Genomic DNA, 16,889 nt, shown 5'->3' on the forward strand with positions numbered 1-16,889 from the left:
GCTACTCGATGGCAACCGACTACTACGGCGTGCTCGGGCTGTCCCGCGGCGCCACGGACGCCGAGATCAAGAAGGCCTACCGGCGGCTGGCGCGGGACCTGCACCCCGACGTCAACCCCGACCCGGCGGCCAAGGAGCGCTTCCAGGAGGTCAGCCGGGCGTACCAGGCCCTGACCGACCCGGACAAGCGCCGCATCGTCGACCTCGGTGGCGACCCGTTCGACAACGGCGCCGGCGCGGGTGCGGGCGGGCCGTTCGCGGGCGCCGGGTTCGGCGGCCTCGGCGACATCATGGACGCCTTCTTCGGCGGCGGGGCCACCACGCGCGGCCCGCGCAGCCGCGTCCGGGCCGGTGGCGACGCGCTCATCCAGGTCGACCTCGACCTCGACGAGACGGTGTTCGGCACGACGCGGGAGATCACGGTCGACACCGCGATCCTCTGCGACGCCTGCACCGGTGCCGGTACCGCGCCCGGGACCCACCCGACCACCTGCACCACCTGCGCCGGCCGCGGCGAGGTGCAGAGCGTGCAGCGCTCCTTCCTGGGCCAGGTGGTCTCCTCCCGCGCCTGCCCGACCTGCGGCGGCACCGGCCAGGTCATCCCGGAGCCGTGCCTCAAGTGCGGCGGCGACGGCCGGGTCCGGGCGCGGCGCACCATCCCGGTCAAGGTGCCCGCCGGCGTCGAGGACGGCATGCGCATCCGGCTGACCGGCCACGGTGAGGTCGGCCCCGGCGGGGGCCCGGCCGGCGACCTCTACGTCGAGATCAACGAGCTGCCGCACCCGGTCTTCACCCGGGACGGCGAGGACCTGCACTGCCGGGTCACCCTGCCGATGACCGCCGCCGCGCTGGGCACCACCCTGACGCTGGAGACGCTCGACGGGCAGGAGGAGATCGACATCCGGGCCGGTACGCAGCCGGGCAGCGTGCTGACCCTCCGCGCCAAGGGCGCGCCGCGGCTGCGGGCCACCGGGCGCGGCAACCTGCACGTGCACGTCGAGGTCGAGACGCCCACCCGGCTGGACGCCGAGCAGGAGAAGCTGCTCCGGGAGCTGGCCGCCCTGCGCGGCGAGGACCATCCGGCGGCGTCCTCCTCGGAGGGGCAGGGCGGGCTGTTCTCCCGCGTGCGGGACGTCTTCAAGTGAGTGAGCTCGCGAGCTCACCGGTGGACACGGCACGGCCGGGGACGCGGCCGACGAGCGCCAGTGAGGAGGCCGCGTGAGCGTGGCGACCGACGACCGGGTGCCCGAGCTCGACGGGGCGCCGCTGTTCCTGCTCGACGAGCTGCCCGACGCCGAGGAGCTGCTGGTCGACGGCGCCGAGGGCCGGCACGCGGTCGACGTCCTGCGGCTCAGCCCCGGCGAGCGGGTGCGCGTCGGCGACGGCCGGGGGACCGTCGCCGAGGGGGCGGTGCGTTCCGCCGGCCCCGAGGGGCTGCGGGTGGCGGTCTCCGCGCGGCACGAGGTGCCCCCGCCGGCGCTGGAGCTGGTCCTGGTGCAGGCGCTGCCCAAGGGGGAGCGCGGTCCGCTGGCGGTGGAGCTGGCCACCGAGCTCGGCGTCGACCGGATCGTGCCGTGGGCGGCCTCCCGCTGCGTCACCCGCTGGCGCGAGGACCGCGCCGCCAAGGGGGTGGCCAAGTGGCGGGCCGCCGCGCGCGCGGCCAGCAAGCAGTCGCGGCGTCCGCGGGTGCCGGAGGTCACCGAGCTGATGACCACCCGGCAGGTGTGCGGGGGGCTGGCCGACGTCGACCTGGCGCTGGTGCTGCACGAGCAGGCCCGCCACCCGCTGGCCCGGCTCGACCTGCCCGCGGAGGGCACGGTCGCCGTGGTCGTCGGGCCCGAGGGCGGCCTCTCCGACGGCGAGGTCGTCGCCCTGGCCGCCGCCGGTGCCCGCCCGGTGCGGCTGGGCCCCGAGGTGCTGCGCACCTCCACCGCGGGCGCGGCGGCGCTGGCCGCCGTGTCGGTCCGCACCCGCTGGCAATGACACTGCGGTCCTCCCGGACCGCACCGCGGCCACGTGCCGTCCTCGGCCTGCGCTGACCCGTCCGTGCACCGCGCCGGGAGCCCTCCGGGCCCCGCGTCGCGGCACACCCGCGCCCGTCCCACTCCGCTCGGCGCAGGGCGCGGCGGGCGGGGCGGTCTCCGCCACCCCTAGGGTCCGGGACGTGGATTGCCTCTTCTGCCGCATGGTCGCCGGCGAGGTCCCGGCCACCGTGGTGCACGAGACCGACCGCACGTTCGCCTTCCGGGACATCAACCCGCAGGCCCCGACGCACGTGCTCGTGGTCCCGCGGGACCACCACCCGACCGTCGCCTCCCTCGCCGCGGCCGACCCCGACCTGCTCGCCGCCGTCGTCCGCACGGCCCACGAGGTGGCGGTTCAGGAGGGGCTGGCGACCGAGTTCGACGTCGAGCCCGGCTACCGGGTGGTGACCAACACCGGCCCGGCGGCCGGGCAGACGGTGCACCACGTGCACCTGCACGTCCTCGGCGGCCGGCACCTGAACTGGCCGCCCGGCTGACCTGCCCCGTCGGGGTCCTGAGCGGCCGGGGTGGCCCCGGGGCCCACTCGGCGACGAAGGTGGCCGCATGACCGAGCCCGTGCGCATCGAGCGGAACGGCGACGTCGCCGTCGTCGTCCTGGACAACCCGCCGCTCAACCTCTTCGACGCCCCGGTGTTCGACGCGATCGAGCGGGTCGCCGACGAGCTGGGCGTGCTCACCGACCCCGCCGACGCCGGCCGTGCCCGCGCGGTGCTGGTCGAGGCGCGGGGGAAGGTGGTCTCCGGCGGGGTCGACGTCACCTTCTTCCGCGACATCGCCGAGGGCCCGGACCCGACGCAGCGCGGCGCCGAGCTGTGGCGGCGGCTGCTGCGCGTCGCCCAGGCGTTCGAGGACCTCCCGGTGCCCACGGTCTTCGCCGCGCACGGGCTCACCCTCACCGCCGCCTTCGAGCTGGCGCTGGCCTGCGACGTGCTGCTCGCCGCGGAGAGCGCGGGCTTCGGGCTGGTCGAGATCGTCGTCGGCCTGACCCCGTCGATGGGCGGCCCGCAGCGGCTGGCCGAGCGGGCCGGGCCGGCGCGGGCCAAGGAGCTGGTCTTCACCGGCGAGCGCTACCCGGCCGCGGTGCTGGAGCGGTGGAACGTGGTCAACCGGGTCCTGCCCGACGACGGCTTCGCCGAGGCCGCCCGCGCGTACGCCCGGCGGGTCGCCGCCGGGCCGACCGTCGCGCACGCGGCCACCAAGGCCCTGGTCACCACCGCCGTCCGGCAGGGCGCGCGGGCCGCCGACGACCTGGTCCCGGAGGTCTCCGGCGCGCTGTTCGGCACCGAGGACCTGCGCGGCGCGGTCGCGTCCTTCCTCGCCGAGGGCCCGGGGCGGGCGACCTACTCCGGACGGTGAGGGCCTGCTCGACGCGGGGTTCCCGGGGTCCTCCCACGGGTAGACTCGACGGGTCCGCATCGCCGTAGCAGGAAGGCAGGGTCGAGGGTTCTTGCCCGACTCCTCCCCGAACGTCCCCGTGCCGGGTGCCCCCACGTCCCGTGAGGCCTCGGCGCAGGCCGCAGCGGCGGACGGCCACCTCGGCGCGCCCGCCCCGTCCGTTCCCGGCCTGGGGGACGCCGCCCCGGCCGCGGTCCGGACCACGATCACCGTCCCCGACTCGGTCCCGATGGTCGCCCTGCTCGGCACCGGCGACGAGCTGCTCCGGCTGGTCGAGAACGAGGTCGACACCGACGTCCACGTGCGCGGCAACGAGATCGCCGTGACCGGGCAGCCGGCCGACAACGCCTTCGCCGTCGCCGTGTTCGACGAGCTCATCGCCCTCATCGGCACCGGCCAGACGCTGCGCCCGGACTCGGTGCGCCGGGTCATCGGCATGCTGCGCGCCGGTGGCTCCGAGCGGCCGGCCGACGTCCTCAGCCTCGACATCATCAGCCGGCGGGGCCGCACGATCCGGCCCAAGACGCTGAACCAGAAGCGCTACGTCGACGCGATCGACGCCCACACCATCGTCTTCGGCATCGGCCCAGCGGGTACCGGCAAGACCTACCTGGCGATGGCCAAGGCGGTGCAGGCGCTGCACACCAAGCAGGTCAACCGGATCATCCTGACCCGGCCGGCGGTCGAGGCCGGCGAGCGGCTGGGCTACCTGCCCGGCACGCTGAGCGAGAAGATCGACCCCTACCTGCGGCCGCTGTACGACGCGCTGCACGACATGGTCGACCCCGAGTCCATCCCGCGGCTGATGCAGTCCGGCACGATCGAGGTCGCGCCGCTGGCCTACATGCGCGGCCGGACGTTGAACGACGCGTTCGTGATCCTCGACGAGGCGCAGAACACCACCGCCGAGCAGATGAAGATGTTCCTCACCCGGCTCGGCTTCGGGTCCAAGATCGTGGTCACCGGGGACATCACCCAGATCGACCTCCCCGGCGGTGCGCCGAGCGGGCTGAAGATCGTCCGCGAGATCCTCGACGGGATCGAGGACGTCCACTTCGCGAACCTGACCAGCTCCGACGTCGTCCGGCACCGTCTGGTGGGCGACATCGTCGACGCCTACGACCGCTGGGACGCCGCGCAGAGCCGGAGCACCCCGGCCGGTCCGCAGCAACCACCGGTGCGCCCGTCCCGGCCGCGCCGGCAGGGGAGCTGACCGGCATGCCCGTCGAGGTCGCCAACGAGTCCGAGATCGCCGTCGACGAGTCCTCCCTCGCCGCGATCTGCACCTACGTGCTCGCCGAGATGGGGGTCAACCCCATGGCCGAGCTGTCGGTGCTGTGCGTCGACACCGACTACATGAGCACGCTGCACGAGCGGTGGATGGGGGAGAAGGGACCGACCGACGTCCTCGCCTTCCCCATGGACGAGCTGGACACCGGCCGTCCCGACGAGCCCGACCCCGGCCCGGCGCTGCTCGGGGACGTCGTGCTCTGCCCCGAGGTCGCCATCCGCCAGGCGCGCGCGGCCGGCCACACCATGGACGACGAGCTGATCCTGCTCGCCACGCACGGGGTGCTCCACATCCTGGGCTACGACCACATGGAGCCCGAGGAGGAGAAGGAGATGTTCGGTCTGCAGTCCTCGCTGCTGGAGGGCTGGCGCTCGGCACCCCGGGCGCCGATGACCGGGAACGCCGTCGACCGGGGGCCGGACCAGCGATGACCTCCGGCGAGATCACCCTCCTGGTGATCGCCGTCCTGCTCATCCCGCTCGCGGGCCTGTTCGGCGCGATGGACGCCGCTCTGCAGCGGGTCTCCAAGGCGCGGGTCGACGAGATGCGGCGGGACGGCGTCAAGCGCGCCGGTGTGCTGGCCGACGTCGTCGCCGAGCGCGCCCGCCACGTGGCGCTGCTGCTCCTGCTGCGGATCGCCTGCGAGATGGTCGCCGCGGTGCTGGTCGCCGTCGTGCTGTACCGGACGTGGGGCGGGGTCTGGCAGACCGTGCTCACCGCGGCCGGCGTCATGACCGTCGTCAGTTACGTGCTCGTCGGCGTCGGGCCGCGCACCCTCGGCCGCCAGCACGCCTACGGCGTCGCCCTGGCCAGCGCCGGCGTGGTGCGCCTGCTGGGCCGGGTGCTGGGGCCGGTGGCGACCCTGCTGATCCTCGTCGGCAACATGATCACCCCGGGCCGCGGCTATCGCGACGGGCCGTTCTCCTCCGAGGTCGAGCTGCGGGAGCTGGTCGACATGGCCGAGGAGCGCGGCGTCGTGGAGTCCGGCGAGCGCAACATGATCCACTCGGTGTTCGAGCTGGGCGACACGATCGCCCGCGAGGTCATGGTGCCGCGCACCGACGTGGTGTGGATCGAGCGCACCAAGACCGTCCGGCAGGCCCTCGCCCTGGCCATGCGCAGCGGCTTCAGCCGCATCCCCGTCATCGGCGAGAACGTGGACGACGTCGTCGGGGTCGTCTACCTCAAGGACCTCATCCGCCGGACGCAGGGCGCCCACGACCCGAAGAACGGCCTCCGGGTCGAGGAGATCATGCGCCCGCCGACGTTCGTCCCGGAGTCCAAGCCGGTCGACGAGCTGCTGCGGGACATGCAGGCCCAGCGCATCCACATCGCGATCGTCGTCGACGAGTACGGCGGCTTCGCCGGGCTGGTGACGATCGAGGACATCCTCGAGGAGATCGTCGGCGAGATCGCCGACGAGCACGACGCGTTCCAGCGGCCGCCGGTCGAGCAGCTGGAGGACGGGGCGGTGCGGATCACCGCGCGGCTGCCCGTCGAGGACCTCGCCGAGCTGTTCGACGTCGAGCTGCCGCGCGACGACGACGTGGAGACCGTCGGCGGCCTGCTCGCCCGCGAGCTCGGCCGGGTGCCGATCGAGGGCTCGGAGGCGGAGGTCGCCGGGCTGCGGCTGGTGGCCGAGAGCACCGGGGGACGGCGCAACCGGATCGACACGATCCTGGTCTGCCGCGTGCCCGAGCCCGAGCCGGAGGAGACCGAGGAGTCGGGGGTCACCCGGGCGGACGTGCCGGCGGCCGTGGAAAGCTGACCGCTCGTGAGCTCCCCCGCAGAGCAGCTGCAGCCCGAGGACGCCAAGCTCGTCACCCTCGCCCGCTCCGCCCGGGGCCGCACCGGCGCCGCCGAGGGCGCGGCCGTGCGGGACACCGACGGGCGCACCTACGTCGCGGCGACCGTGGCGCTCCCGTCGCTCGGGCTCTCCGCGCTGCAGGCCGCCGTCGCCGCCGCCGTCTCCAGCGGGGTGGAGGGGCTCGAGGCCGCGGCGGTCGTCTCGTCCGCCGACGCGGTCGAGCAGGAAGGGCTGGCCGCCGTCCACGACCTCACACCGTCCGCCCCGGTGTTCCTCGCCGGCCCGGACGGCGCCGTCCGGTCGACGGCGTAGCCAGCGGCCGCAGTCAGGACAGCGGCCGGTCCAGGGCCTCGGCGAACGCCTCGGGGTCGCGCACCCACGCGGTGAAGGACTGCTCGGTCGTGCCGTCGGCCGCCAGGTGCCGGACGGCGACCCGCGTGCGCCCCGGCCACCAGCCGCCCCGGCGCCGGGCCTTCGGCCAGCCCCGCGGGGGCGCGCCGCGGCGGACCTCCTGCACGGCGCTGCGGGCGACCACGTGCAGGGCCGACGTGGCCCGCAGCCCGGCGACGTCGGTGGAGAGCCCGGCGTCGGAGACGGTCAGCCGGGTCGTGGACAGGACGAGCACCGCCACCCCCAGGACGGCGGCCAGCGGCACCTCGCCCGCGACGGCGGCGGCCCCGCCCTGCCAGGCGGCCAGTCCGAGCCAGAGCCCGACCCCGAGGACCACCGCCACGACCAGCCACAGCCGGGCGGGGGCGTACTGCCAGTAGCGCAGCGGCGCCGGCACCACCGTGGCCGACCGGCGCGGGCCGCGACCGGGGAAGAAGCCGTACGCGCCGACCTGGGTGGCGTGCCGCTGGCGTTCCCGCAGCACCCGCACCGCGAGGGGCTCGTCCTGCTCCCGCCGCCGCCGACCCGCCACACCTGCATCCTCCCAGGCGGGGCGACGTCGGCCACGGCGTCCCGGGGCTGTCGTCCGGCGGTGGGAGACTGGTCGGGTGACCTCGCCGGACCAGTCGTACCGCAGCGGCTTCGCCTGCCTGGTGGGCCGTCCCAACGCCGGCAAGACCACGCTCACGAACGCGCTGGTCGGCGAGAAGGTCGGCATCGTCAGCAACCGCCCGCAGACGACGCGGCACGCCATCCGTGGCGTCGTCCACCGGCCGGGCGGGCAGCTGGTGCTCGTCGACACCCCCGGGCTGCACAAGCCCAAGAGCCTGCTCGGCCGCCGGCTCAACGACGTCGTCCGCGACACGCTGTCCGAGGTCGACGTGGTGGTCTTCTGCGTGCCGGCCGACCAGCCCGTCGGCGCCGGCGACCGGTTCATCGCCCGGCAGCTGCGCGAGATCACGGCGCCGGTCGTCGTGGTCGTCACCAAGACCGACGCCGCGAGCAGGAAGCAGGTCGCCGAGCAGCTGGTGGCCGCCAGCGAGCTGGTCGAGGCCGCCGAGGTCGTGCCGGTCAGCGCGGTCGCCGGCGACCAGGTCGAGCTGCTCGAGGACCTGCTGGTCGGCCTGCTGCCCGAGGGCCCGCCGCTCTACCCGGAGGAGCAGACCACCGACGAGGACGTCGAGCGGCAGATCGCCGAGCTGGTGCGCGAGGCCGCGCTGGAGAAGGTGTTCCAGGAGGTGCCGCACTCCCTCGCCGTCACGGTGGAGGAGATGGCCCGCCGGCCCGACCCGAAGCGGCCGGACGGCGAGCTGGTCGAGGTGCACGCGCTGCTGCACTGCGAGCGCCCGAGCCAGAAGCCGATGCTGCTCGGCCGCGGCGGGGAGGTCATCAGGGCGATCGGCACCGAGGCGCGGCAGGGGATCGAGACGCTGCTCGGCGCCCGCGTGCACCTCGACCTGCACGTCACCGTGCTCGGGGAGTGGCAGGACGACCCGAAGAAGCTGAACAGGCTCGGGTACTGATGTCCACGACACCGAAGTCGCTGTACCGCGACGAGGGGGTCGTCCTGCGCACCCAGAAGCTGGGCGAGGCCGACCGGATCGTCACGGTGCTCACCCGCCGGCACGGCAAGGTGCGGGCGGTGGCCAAGGGCGTGCGCCGCACCAAGAGCAAGTTCGGCGCGCGGCTGGAGCCGTTCACCCACGTGGACCTGCAGCTCTACACCGGGCGCAACCTCGACATCGTCAGCCAGGCCGAGACGATCCGCTCCTACGGCCAGCCGATCGCCGGCGACTACCCGGCCTACACCGCCGGCACCGCGGTGCTGGAGACCGCCGACCGGCTCACCGCCGAGGAGAAGGAACCCTCGCTGCGGCTGTTCCTCCTGGTGATCGGCGCGCTGCGGGCGCTCTCCGAGCGCAGCCACCCGGCCGGGCTGGTGCTCGACGCCTTCCTGCTGCGCGCCATGTCGGTGGCCGGCTGGGAGCCGGCCCTCTCCGGCTGCGCCCGCTGCGGCGAGGAGGGCCCGCACCGGCACTTCTCGGTGCCCGCCGGGGGCATGGTCTGCCCGCCCTGCCGGCCCGCCGGGTCGGCGATGCCGAACCCGGTGACCATCGAGCTGCTCGACGCCCTGCTCAGCGGGGACTGGGAGACCGCCGAGGCCAGCCAGGGCACCACGCGCCGGGAGGGCAGCGGCCTGGTCGCCGCGCTGCTGCAGTGGCACCTCGAGCGCGGCCTGCGCTCGCTGCCGCTGGTCGACCGGGGCGAGTCCGCACCCCGCCGGGAAGCGAGCCTGCACCGGTGAGGCGTGAGGTCAAGGCCCCGAACCCGCACCCGTCCGGGGCCCGCCCGCCGGAGCTCCCGGCCGACAAGGTCCCGCGGCACGTCGCGATCGTGATGGACGGCAACGGCCGCTGGGCCAAGCAGCGCGGGCTGCCGCGCACCGCCGGCCACGAGGCGGGGGAGTCCTCGCTGTTCGACTGCGTCGAGGGCGCCATCGAGCTGGGGATCGGCGCCATCAGCGCCTACGCCTTCTCCACGGAGAACTGGCGGCGCAGCCCGGACGAGGTCCGCTTCCTCATGGGCTTCAACCGCGACGTCATCCGCCGCCGCCGTGACGAGATGCACGAGCTCGGGGTCCGGGTGCGCTGGGCCGGCCGCCGTCCGCGGCTGTGGCGCAGCGTCATCAAGGAGCTGGAGGTGGCCGAGGCGCTGACGAGGGACAACGACGTCCTCACCCTCACCATGTGCGTCAACTACGGCGGACGCGCCGAGATCGCCGACGCCGCCGCCGCGATCGCCCGGGAGGCCGCCGCCGGCCGGTTGGACCCCGACAAGGTCGACGAGCGGACCGTCGCCCGCTTCCTCGACGAGCCCGACCTGCCCGACGTCGACCTGTTCGTCCGCAGCTCCGGGGAGAACCGCACCAGCAACTTCCTGCTGTGGCAGTCCGCCTATGCCGAGTTCGTCTTCCTCGACACCCTGTGGCCGGACTTCGACCGCCGGCACCTGTGGTCCGCCTGCGAGGAGTACGCGTCGCGCCAGCGCCGCTTCGGGTCCGCCTAGCCGGGTCGTCCGCAACGGTTTCGTCCGCGGGGACCCACCCCGTTGACACCGGTGGCGGGGCGCCCCGACAGTGGCGGCTCCCCGGAGTGAGGACGGAACACGCACCGTGAGCGAGCGCGCCACCGCAGACCAGCACGTCCAGCACCGGTTCCCCGGGGACCTCACCGACCACCTGATCGCCGCCGACCTGTGGACCGACCAGATGGTCGCCGACGACGGCATCCCTGTGGTCGACGTCCCGCTGGTGACCGTCGGCGGCGGCATCGGCTCGTTCGTCCTCGTCGACTACCTGCGCATCTGCGGGGTGCCGCCCGAGGCGATCCGGGTGCTGACGCCGCAGCGCACCCCGTGGCAGAGCTACGAGTACCTCACGGCCGTCTCCCAGATCCCGCGCGGCGAGCGGCTGCGGTCGGACTCCACGGGCACCCCCGACAACATCTGGGGCTTCCCCGGCTACGCGATCCGCGAGGCGCTGCAGGGCAACTGGCGAGCGGCCTGGAACGTCCTGGTCGAACCGGTCTTCGCCACCTACTACACGCCCAAGGCCGGGCAGGTCTTCGAGTCGATCGAGAAGGAGGTGCACCGGATCGGGTACCCGGAGATGGTCGTCCCCGGCCAGGTCCGGATGGTGCGGCGGCGGGTCGGCGGCGGCTACTTCACGATCCTGACCCCGCCGGAGGGCGCCACCGCCACGCGGCGGATCGCCTACCGCAGCCAGTGGGTGCACCTCGCCGTCGGCTACCCGGGCCTGCGCTTCCTCCCCGACCTGCAGCGGTACCGCGCGGAGTACGACGACTACGGGCGCGTGGTCAACGCCTACGAGCCGCACGAGCACGTCTACCAGAAGCTCTCCGTCCGCCCCGGGACGGTGCTGGTCCGCGGCGGGGGCATCGTGGCCTCGCGGGTGCTGCAGCGGCTGATCGACGACCGCGACCGCCGTGGCCTCGACACCCAGATCGTGCACCTGTTCCGCACCTACGTGGACGAGCCGCACGGCCCCAGCCTTTTCATGCGCCGCAAGGGCGCCGACGGCTGGGCCTACCAGGGCTTCAACGGCCCCAAGGCGACCTGGGGCGGGCAGCTGCGCGTGCGGATGGCCCGGCTCGAGGGCGAGGAGCGCGCCGCCCTCTACAAGACGATGGGCGGCACCAACACCCCCGTGCGCAGGGACTGGCAGGAACAGCTGGCCCGCGGCCGGGCCCAGGGCTGGTACCGGGTGGTGCGCGGGACCATCCGGGACATGCGGCCGGCCGGGGAGCTGGTCGAGGTCACGGCCGACACCGACCAGGGCGCACACGTCGGCACCTTCGACGCGGTCATCGACTGCACCGGCCTGGAGGCCGACATCCGGGAGCACCGGGTGCTGGCCGACCTGCTCGACCACTCGAACGCCCGGCGCAACCCGCTGGGCCGGCTGGACGTCGAGCGGGACTTCGAGGTCCGCGGCACCCGCAACGGCGGCAAGCTCTACGCCTCGGGCAGCGCGACCCTGGGCGGCTACTTCGCCGGCGTGGACAGCTTCCTGGGCCTGCTGGTCGCGGCGCAGGAGATCTCCGACGACCTGGCCCGCCAGGGCTTCTGCGCCCGGCTGACCCCGGGACGGTCGACCAGCCAGTGGTGGAAGTGGGTCCGCAACACGCCGATCTGACCCTCCGCCCCCGCCGCGACGACCGAGAGAGACCCCCTGTGACCCCCACGCTCAACGGCCGCATCCAGACCCGCGTCCTCCTGCTGCTGACCGTCGGCCTGCTCTGGACCCTGCTCGTCACGCCGGTCCTGCCCACCGGCGCACCGGTCGGCGCCTCCTACGGGGCGACCCTGTCGGTCCTGCTGCTGGTCACCGTCCTCGGCGTCCTCTGGGAGCTCGTCTACCACGGCCTCCAGCAGTTCCGGTGGGAGAAGGACTGGCCGACGCTGTTCGGGCTGGTCACGATCGTGCCGGAGGGGCTGCTGGTCTGGTTCCTCGTCGCCGGCGGTGCCACCTGGCTCGACGGCGTGCCCGGCCCCGCCTTCGTGCTGCACCTGGTCACGACCTGGCTCGTGGTGTGGCTGGTGGCGAACGGGCCGCTGCGCGTGCCCTTCGTCCACTGGCGCAACCGGGGCGGGAGGATCGTCTGATGACGGGCCGCTCCGCCGCCACGGTGCCCGCGTTCGACCAGGTCGCCGTCGCGGTCGCGCCCGGGGAGGACCTCGTCGTCCGGCTGCCGGGCATCCTGCTGGTCGTCGCCGTCGAGACCGCGGCCGCGGCACCGCCGCCCGGGCCGCGGCTGGGCGGCTGGGGCGCGCCCCCGGTGGCCGCCCCGCCGGTCCCGGCCGGGGACCGGCGGGTCGGTGAGCTGGTCGACCTGTGCCGGCGGGTGTCGGCCGCCGGCACCCGGGCCCCGGGACGGCGGCTGCACGACGAGCTGCGCGCCTGGCTGCAGGCGGCGTCCGGCCTGCCCTCCTTCGCCGTGGCCGCCGCGACCGAGGAGGGGCTGGCCATCGGGCTGGCCGGCGAGGGCGTGGCCGAGGTGCCCGACCTCGGGCTGCGGCTGACCCCGGCCGACGGGGAGCGGCTGCCCGACGGGACGGCGTTCCTCGACCGGCTGGTCGACTGGCCCCCCGCCGCGCTGCGGCTGTCCGCCGGCGGGCCGCTGGGCACGGCCCCGCACCCGCTGGCCGACCTGGAGGGCGGCGCGGTGCCGGGCGCGGCCGCCGTGCTCTCCCCGGCCCCTGCCGCCGCGCGGACATCGCTGCCGGAGGCCCCGCCGCCCACCGCGCAGGTGCGGCTGCCGGCGCCCGACGGGCTCCCGCCGATGCCCCCGTCTCCGCCGGCCACCGGCGCGGAGATGCCGCCGCTCGCGGGCACCGGGGTCCCGCCGGTGCCCCCGGCCGCGCTGGTCCGGCCGGCCCCGGCCCCGCACGACCACGCCTCCGCCGGTCCCGCGCACGCCGGGCACCCGCACGCGCCCGCCGCACCGCAGCCGGAGGCCGTCCCCCCGCCGGTCGAGCTGCCCCCGCCGCTGCACGCCCGGTCGCTGCTGGCCCACGACCCCGACGAGGTGGAGCCCCCGCGCGCGCCGCTGCCGATCGTGTCCACCGAGCAGCCCCCGGCCGCGCTGGCCAGGGAGCCGGAGGACCCGCGCCCCAAGGTCAAGGGCTTCCTCTGCGCGCGGGGCCACCTCAACGACCCGCGGGTGCAGTTCTGCGCGCTGTGCGGGGTCCGGATGGCGCAGCAGACCGGCGTCCTCGTCGAGGGCGTGCGGCCGCCGCTGGGCCTGCTGGTCTTCGACAACGGCGCGACGGTCAGCCTCGACGCGGACTACCTGCTCGGCCGGGAGCCGGAGACCGACGAGCGGGTGCGCTCGGGGCAGCTCCGCCCGCTGCTGGTGGTCGATGCGACCGGCGGGGTGAGCCGGCGGCACGCGGAGATCCGGCTGGAGGGCTGGGACGTCGTCCTCGTCGACACCGGCTCGGCCAACGGCACCCTCGTCGCGCCGCGCGGCGCCCCCGCGTGGGCCTCGCTCGTGCCCGGCCAGCCGGTGCAGCTCCTGCCGGGGATGGCGGTCCGGATGGGCAGCCGGCAGTTCGCCTTCGAGTCACCGCACGGCGGCTACTGAGTCGAGGGGCAGAAGTGGCCACTCCTGCCCCTCGGTTCAGCTGCCCGACGGGCCGGCGCTGATGCCGGCCAGCGTCTCGTCCACGTCCCGGTCGCGGTCGGCCGGGCCGGCGTGCACCCGCAGCACCGGGGTCAGCGGGTCGGCGGGGGAGTCCCCGGCGGTCACGAGCAGGGCGGGCGGCGTTCGACCGTCGTCCTCCACGACCTCGACCCCGCCGCGCCGCAGGCCCTCGGCCACCGCCGTCGCCCGGCGCTCGGCCCGCCAGCCGGAGCCGGCGCGCAGCTGCAGCGGCACCGACCGCCCCAGGGCCGCCTGCGCGGCGAGCCGCAGGGCGGCGCGCCCGTCGGGGCCGCCGTCCTGCACCAGCGCGACCGGCGCCCCGGGCGCGGCGCCGTCCAGCTCGCCGCCGACCTCGACCACGGACGCGGCCAGCCGCTCCGGCGCGGACGCCCCACCGGCCCAGCCGGCCGGGACCACCACGACGTCGGCGTCGGCGCTGGTGGCCACGTCGGTGACGTCGGACCACGGGTCGTCGCTGAACCGGGAGGCCACCGAGGCGGCCGGCCCGCGCGCCGCCACGACGCGGGCCAGGTCGCGCAGCTCGACGCCCGCCGAGGCGATCAGCGCGAGGTCGGCGCCCAGCCCGCTGGCCACCTCCGGCTTCGGCCGGGAGCGGCGGACCACCCGGGTGAGCACCACCTGCGCCGGGGACTCCCGGCCCACCAGGTCGCAGGCCAGGTGCACCAGGGGCACGTCGCGCTGCGGGTCCTCGACCACGACCAGCACGGTGTAGGCGTCGGCCAGCCCGAGGGCCGCCTTCTCCGCCGCGGCGATGTCCCGCTCCAGCACCCGCGGCGGGTAGACCAGGCGCAGCAGCGGCGCGGTCATCACCGTCGTGACGACGGCCATGACCACCAGCAGGGTGAACACCTCGCCGTCGAGCACGCCCAGCTGGACGCCGATGGTGAGGATGACCAGCTCGGTCAATCCCCGGGTGTTCATCAGCACGCCCAGCGCAGTCGCCTGGCGGCGCGGCACCCGCTGGGTGCGGGCCGCGGCGAACGCGCCGAGGAACTTGCCGGCGATCGCGACGAGCAGGATCAGGGCCAGCTCGCCGAGGCCGGTGAGGCCGATCGCGCCGACGTCGACCCCCAGCCCGGTGACGACGAAGAAGACCGGCAGCAGGAGCAGCACGCTCACCTGCTCGAGCCGGTCGGTGATCTCGTGGGTGAGCGCGGCCGCGCCCTGCCGCGGCATGACGATGCCGAAGACGAACGCGCCGAAGATGAAGTGGATGCCGATCTGCTCGGTCACCCAGGCGCTGGCCAGGATGCCGACGAGCACCAGCGCCAGCATGTCCGGGGTCAGCTGCCCGAACCGCTCGAAGCGGTCGACCAGCCGCTTCAGCAGCGGGCGGACGACGCCGAACGCGACCGCGGCGAACACCGCGGAGAACACCAGGATCTGCGCCACGCCGGCCAGCGAGGTCGCGGCGACCACGGCGACGACGATCGCCAGCAGCGCCCACGCGAGGACGTCGTCCACCGCGGCGCAGGCCAGGCTGAGCACCCCGGTGGGCACCTTGTGCATGCCGCGCTCGGCGAGGATCCGCGCCAGCACCGGGAACGCGGTGATCGACATGGCCACGCCGAGGAAGAGCGCGAAGGCCAGGAAGCCGACCTCCTCCCCGCCGACGACGTCGTGCCGGTCGTGCAGCACCCCGGCGAGCAGGAAGCCGAGCCCGAACGGCAGCACGATCGAGGCCAGCGACACCGAGACCGCGATCCGCTCCCGGCCGCGGATGAACGACAGGTCGACCTCGAGGCCCACGAGGAACATGAACAGCACCAGGCCGAGCTGGGCGAGCACGTCGAGGAACGGCCGCACGTCCGGCGGGAACAGCAGCGTGTCCAGGTCGCCGGGCAGCGCACCGAGCAGCGTCGGGCCGAGCAGGATCCCGGCGATGATCTCGCCGACCACCGCGGGCTGGCCGAGCCGCACGGCCAGCCGCCCGATCAGCCGCGCGAGGACCACGATCACCGCGAGGTCGAGGAATACGAACGCGACGATCTCGGCGATGCTGTGGGCCACGGGCGCTCCGGGGTGCGGCCGGCCTGCGCAGGCCGGGAGGCGACGGGTCGCCCGGTGGACCCGGGCGGGCCGCCGGCAGCGGGCGGGCCGGGCGCGGATGGTAGCGGCGGCGCCGTCACCTGCGGGGCTCTGCGTGCGCGGGGGCCGACGGGGTTCCGGCGGACGGCGCGCCCCGGCAGACTGGGCCGCTGCTGCCGCCGGTACCGCGGCACCCGCGGTCGCTCGCGGGCAGACACGTTCCCGGGAGGACCACTGATGGATGCCGTCGGCCTGGTGGGCGCGGCGCCCGCGACCATCGCTGACTACCAGGTGATCCGGGTGCTCGGCGAGGGCAACAACGGCCGCTTCTACCTGGCCCGCCCGCCCGCGCGGCTCGGCCTGCCCGACGAGTACGTCGCGGTGAAGGTGTTCACCGGCACCCACAGCGAGCAGGCCTACGACCGCGGCGTCCGGGAGCTGCGGGCCTTCGCCCAGGTGACCTCGCCGTACCTGGTGCGGGTCTACGACGCCGTCCTGCAGGACAGCTTCCTGTACGCCATGGAGTACTGCCCGCTGGGCTCGCTGGCCGCCCCGGCCCGCCCGCTGAGCCGCGCCGAGGTGCTGCGGGCGATCGGCCACGCCGTCCAGGCGCTGCACGCGCTGCACGAGGCCGGCCTGACCCACGGCGACCTCAAGCCGGGCAACATCCTGCTCACCGAGGACGGCGGGAAGCTCTCCGACCTCGGCCTCGCCCGCTTCCTGACCCCGGGCGTCACGCTCACCGGGATGGCCAGCGCCTCCTCGGTGGAGTTCCTCGACCCGGCCCTGCTGCGCGGCGAGCGGCCCTCCCGCGCCACCGAGGTGTTCGCGGTCGGCGCGACGCTGCACCGGGCGCTCACCGGCAACGGGCTCTACGGCGAGCTGCCCGACAGCGAGCCGCTGCTGGCCATCCGCAAGGTGATGAGCGCCGAGCCGCGGATCGCCCCGGGCATGGCGCCGGAGGAGGAGGCGCTGGTGCGCGACTGCCTCGCCCCGGTCGGGCAGCGGCCGGCGACCGCCTGGCAGGTGGCCGAGCGGATCGACGCGCTCTCCCGGGCCGCCCTCGCCGCCTCGGCCTGACCGGTCGTGGGGGGGGGGGGGGGGGGGGGGGGGGGGGGGGGGGGGGGGGGGGGGGGGGGGGGGGGGGGGGGGGGGGGGGGGGGGGGGGGGGGGGGGGGGGGGGGGGG

At 75.4% G+C, this 16,889-nt stretch carries 17 protein-coding genes; 15 read left to right on the top strand and 2 right to left on the bottom strand.

Features of this window, described 5'->3' with window-relative positions; genetic code table 11:
* The first annotated feature begins 8 nt into the window (after positions 1–8).
* From dnaJ to ACI782_RS13270, 8 genes are all read left to right on the top strand, one after another.
* A complete protein-coding gene (dnaJ, locus tag ACI782_RS13235) occupies positions 9–1,145 on the top strand; it encodes a molecular chaperone DnaJ (protein ID WP_456909856.1) in 1,137 nt (378 codons plus the stop codon).
* A 73-nt stretch (positions 1,146–1,218) separates the two neighbouring features.
* Entirely contained in the window at positions 1,219–1,983 is a 765-nt protein-coding gene (locus tag ACI782_RS13240; protein WP_456909858.1) for a 16S rRNA (uracil(1498)-N(3))-methyltransferase, read from the top strand.
* A 181-nt stretch (positions 1,984–2,164) separates the two neighbouring features.
* Positions 2,165–2,521, top strand: coding sequence for a histidine triad nucleotide-binding protein (locus ACI782_RS13245; RefSeq protein ID WP_456909860.1), 357 nt, complete (start codon positions 2,165–2,167; stop codon positions 2,519–2,521).
* Positions 2,522–2,588: 67 nt separating this feature from the next.
* Entirely contained in the window at positions 2,589–3,401 is an 813-nt protein-coding gene (locus tag ACI782_RS13250) for an enoyl-CoA hydratase/isomerase family protein (protein ID WP_456909862.1), read from the top strand.
* A gap of 91 nt (positions 3,402–3,492) precedes the next feature.
* A complete protein-coding gene (locus ACI782_RS13255) occupies positions 3,493–4,653 on the top strand; it encodes a PhoH family protein (protein WP_456909864.1) in 1,161 nt (386 codons plus the stop codon).
* Positions 4,654–4,658: 5 nt separating this feature from the next.
* Positions 4,659–5,162, top strand: coding sequence for an rRNA maturation RNase YbeY (gene ybeY, locus ACI782_RS13260; protein ID WP_456909866.1), 504 nt, complete (start codon positions 4,659–4,661; stop codon positions 5,160–5,162).
* On the top strand, positions 5,159–6,499 hold the full coding sequence (locus tag ACI782_RS13265; RefSeq protein WP_456909868.1) for a hemolysin family protein: 1,341 nt from the start codon (positions 5,159–5,161) through the stop codon (positions 6,497–6,499). Before ybeY ends, ACI782_RS13265 begins: the two co-directional genes overlap by 4 nt.
* A gap of 6 nt (positions 6,500–6,505) precedes the next feature.
* Positions 6,506–6,850, top strand: a complete 345-nt coding sequence (locus ACI782_RS13270) for a cytidine deaminase (RefSeq protein ID WP_456909870.1) — start codon at positions 6,506–6,508, stop codon at positions 6,848–6,850.
* Between the two features lie 13 nt (positions 6,851–6,863).
* On the opposite strand, the gene ACI782_RS13275 is transcribed toward ACI782_RS13270, so the two are convergent.
* Entirely contained in the window at positions 6,864–7,460 is a 597-nt protein-coding gene (locus tag ACI782_RS13275) for a hypothetical protein (RefSeq protein WP_456909872.1), read from the bottom strand.
* A gap of 76 nt (positions 7,461–7,536) precedes the next feature.
* On the opposite strand from ACI782_RS13275, the gene era reads away from it, so the two are divergent.
* The 6 genes from era to ACI782_RS13305 all read left to right on the top strand — a co-directional run bounded on the left by era (position 7,537) and on the right by ACI782_RS13305 (position 13,593).
* On the top strand, positions 7,537–8,451 hold the full coding sequence (gene era / locus ACI782_RS13280) for a GTPase Era (protein ID WP_456909874.1): 915 nt from the start codon (positions 7,537–7,539) through the stop codon (positions 8,449–8,451).
* Positions 8,451–9,233, top strand: coding sequence for a DNA repair protein RecO (gene recO, locus ACI782_RS13285; RefSeq protein WP_456909876.1), 783 nt, complete (start codon positions 8,451–8,453; stop codon positions 9,231–9,233). Before era ends, recO begins: the two co-directional genes overlap by 1 nt.
* A complete protein-coding gene (locus tag ACI782_RS13290; protein WP_456909878.1) occupies positions 9,230–9,994 on the top strand; it encodes an isoprenyl transferase in 765 nt (254 codons plus the stop codon). Before recO ends, ACI782_RS13290 begins: the two co-directional genes overlap by 4 nt.
* A gap of 106 nt (positions 9,995–10,100) precedes the next feature.
* Entirely contained in the window at positions 10,101–11,642 is a 1,542-nt protein-coding gene (locus ACI782_RS13295) for a hypothetical protein (RefSeq protein WP_456909880.1), read from the top strand.
* A 38-nt stretch (positions 11,643–11,680) separates the two neighbouring features.
* Entirely contained in the window at positions 11,681–12,112 is a 432-nt protein-coding gene (locus ACI782_RS13300) for a hypothetical protein (protein ID WP_456909882.1), read from the top strand.
* Positions 12,112–13,593, top strand: a complete 1,482-nt coding sequence (locus tag ACI782_RS13305; RefSeq protein WP_456909884.1) for an FHA domain-containing protein — start codon at positions 12,112–12,114, stop codon at positions 13,591–13,593. Before ACI782_RS13300 ends, ACI782_RS13305 begins: the two co-directional genes overlap by 1 nt.
* 36 nt (positions 13,594–13,629) lie before the next feature.
* Here ACI782_RS13305 and ACI782_RS13310 read toward each other — a convergent pair whose 3' ends face one another.
* Complete coding sequence (locus ACI782_RS13310; RefSeq protein WP_456909886.1) at positions 13,630–15,684, bottom strand: cation:proton antiporter; 2,055 nt, start codon at positions 15,682–15,684, stop codon at positions 13,630–13,632.
* Between the two features lie 255 nt (positions 15,685–15,939).
* Here ACI782_RS13310 and ACI782_RS13315 point away from each other — a divergent pair, with 255 nt between their 5' ends.
* Entirely contained in the window at positions 15,940–16,782 is an 843-nt protein-coding gene (locus tag ACI782_RS13315) for a serine/threonine-protein kinase (RefSeq protein ID WP_456909888.1), read from the top strand.
* Positions 16,783–16,889 lie beyond the last annotated feature (107 nt).

The sequence above is a fragment of the Geodermatophilus sp. SYSU D00703 genome (assembly GCF_054050155.1).

What these genes read in the sequence shown, in the direction of transcription:
- recO (WP_456909876.1), top strand. Translation starts at nt 8,451, where the DNA reads ATGTCCACGACACCGAAGTCGCTGTACCGCGACGAGGGGGTCGTCCTG.
- ACI782_RS13305 (WP_456909884.1), top strand. Translation starts at nt 12,112, where the DNA reads ATGACGGGCCGCTCCGCCGCCACGGTGCCCGCGTTCGACCAGGTCGCC.
- ACI782_RS13315 (WP_456909888.1), top strand. Translation starts at nt 15,940, where the DNA reads ATGGATGCCGTCGGCCTGGTGGGCGCGGCGCCCGCGACCATCGCTGAC.
- ACI782_RS13250 (WP_456909862.1), top strand. Translation starts at nt 2,589, where the DNA reads ATGACCGAGCCCGTGCGCATCGAGCGGAACGGCGACGTCGCCGTCGTC.
- dnaJ (WP_456909856.1), top strand. Translation starts at nt 9, where the DNA reads ATGGCAACCGACTACTACGGCGTGCTCGGGCTGTCCCGCGGCGCCACG.
- ybeY (WP_456909866.1), top strand. Translation starts at nt 4,659, where the DNA reads ATGCCCGTCGAGGTCGCCAACGAGTCCGAGATCGCCGTCGACGAGTCC.
- ACI782_RS13265 (WP_456909868.1), top strand. Translation starts at nt 5,159, where the DNA reads ATGACCTCCGGCGAGATCACCCTCCTGGTGATCGCCGTCCTGCTCATC.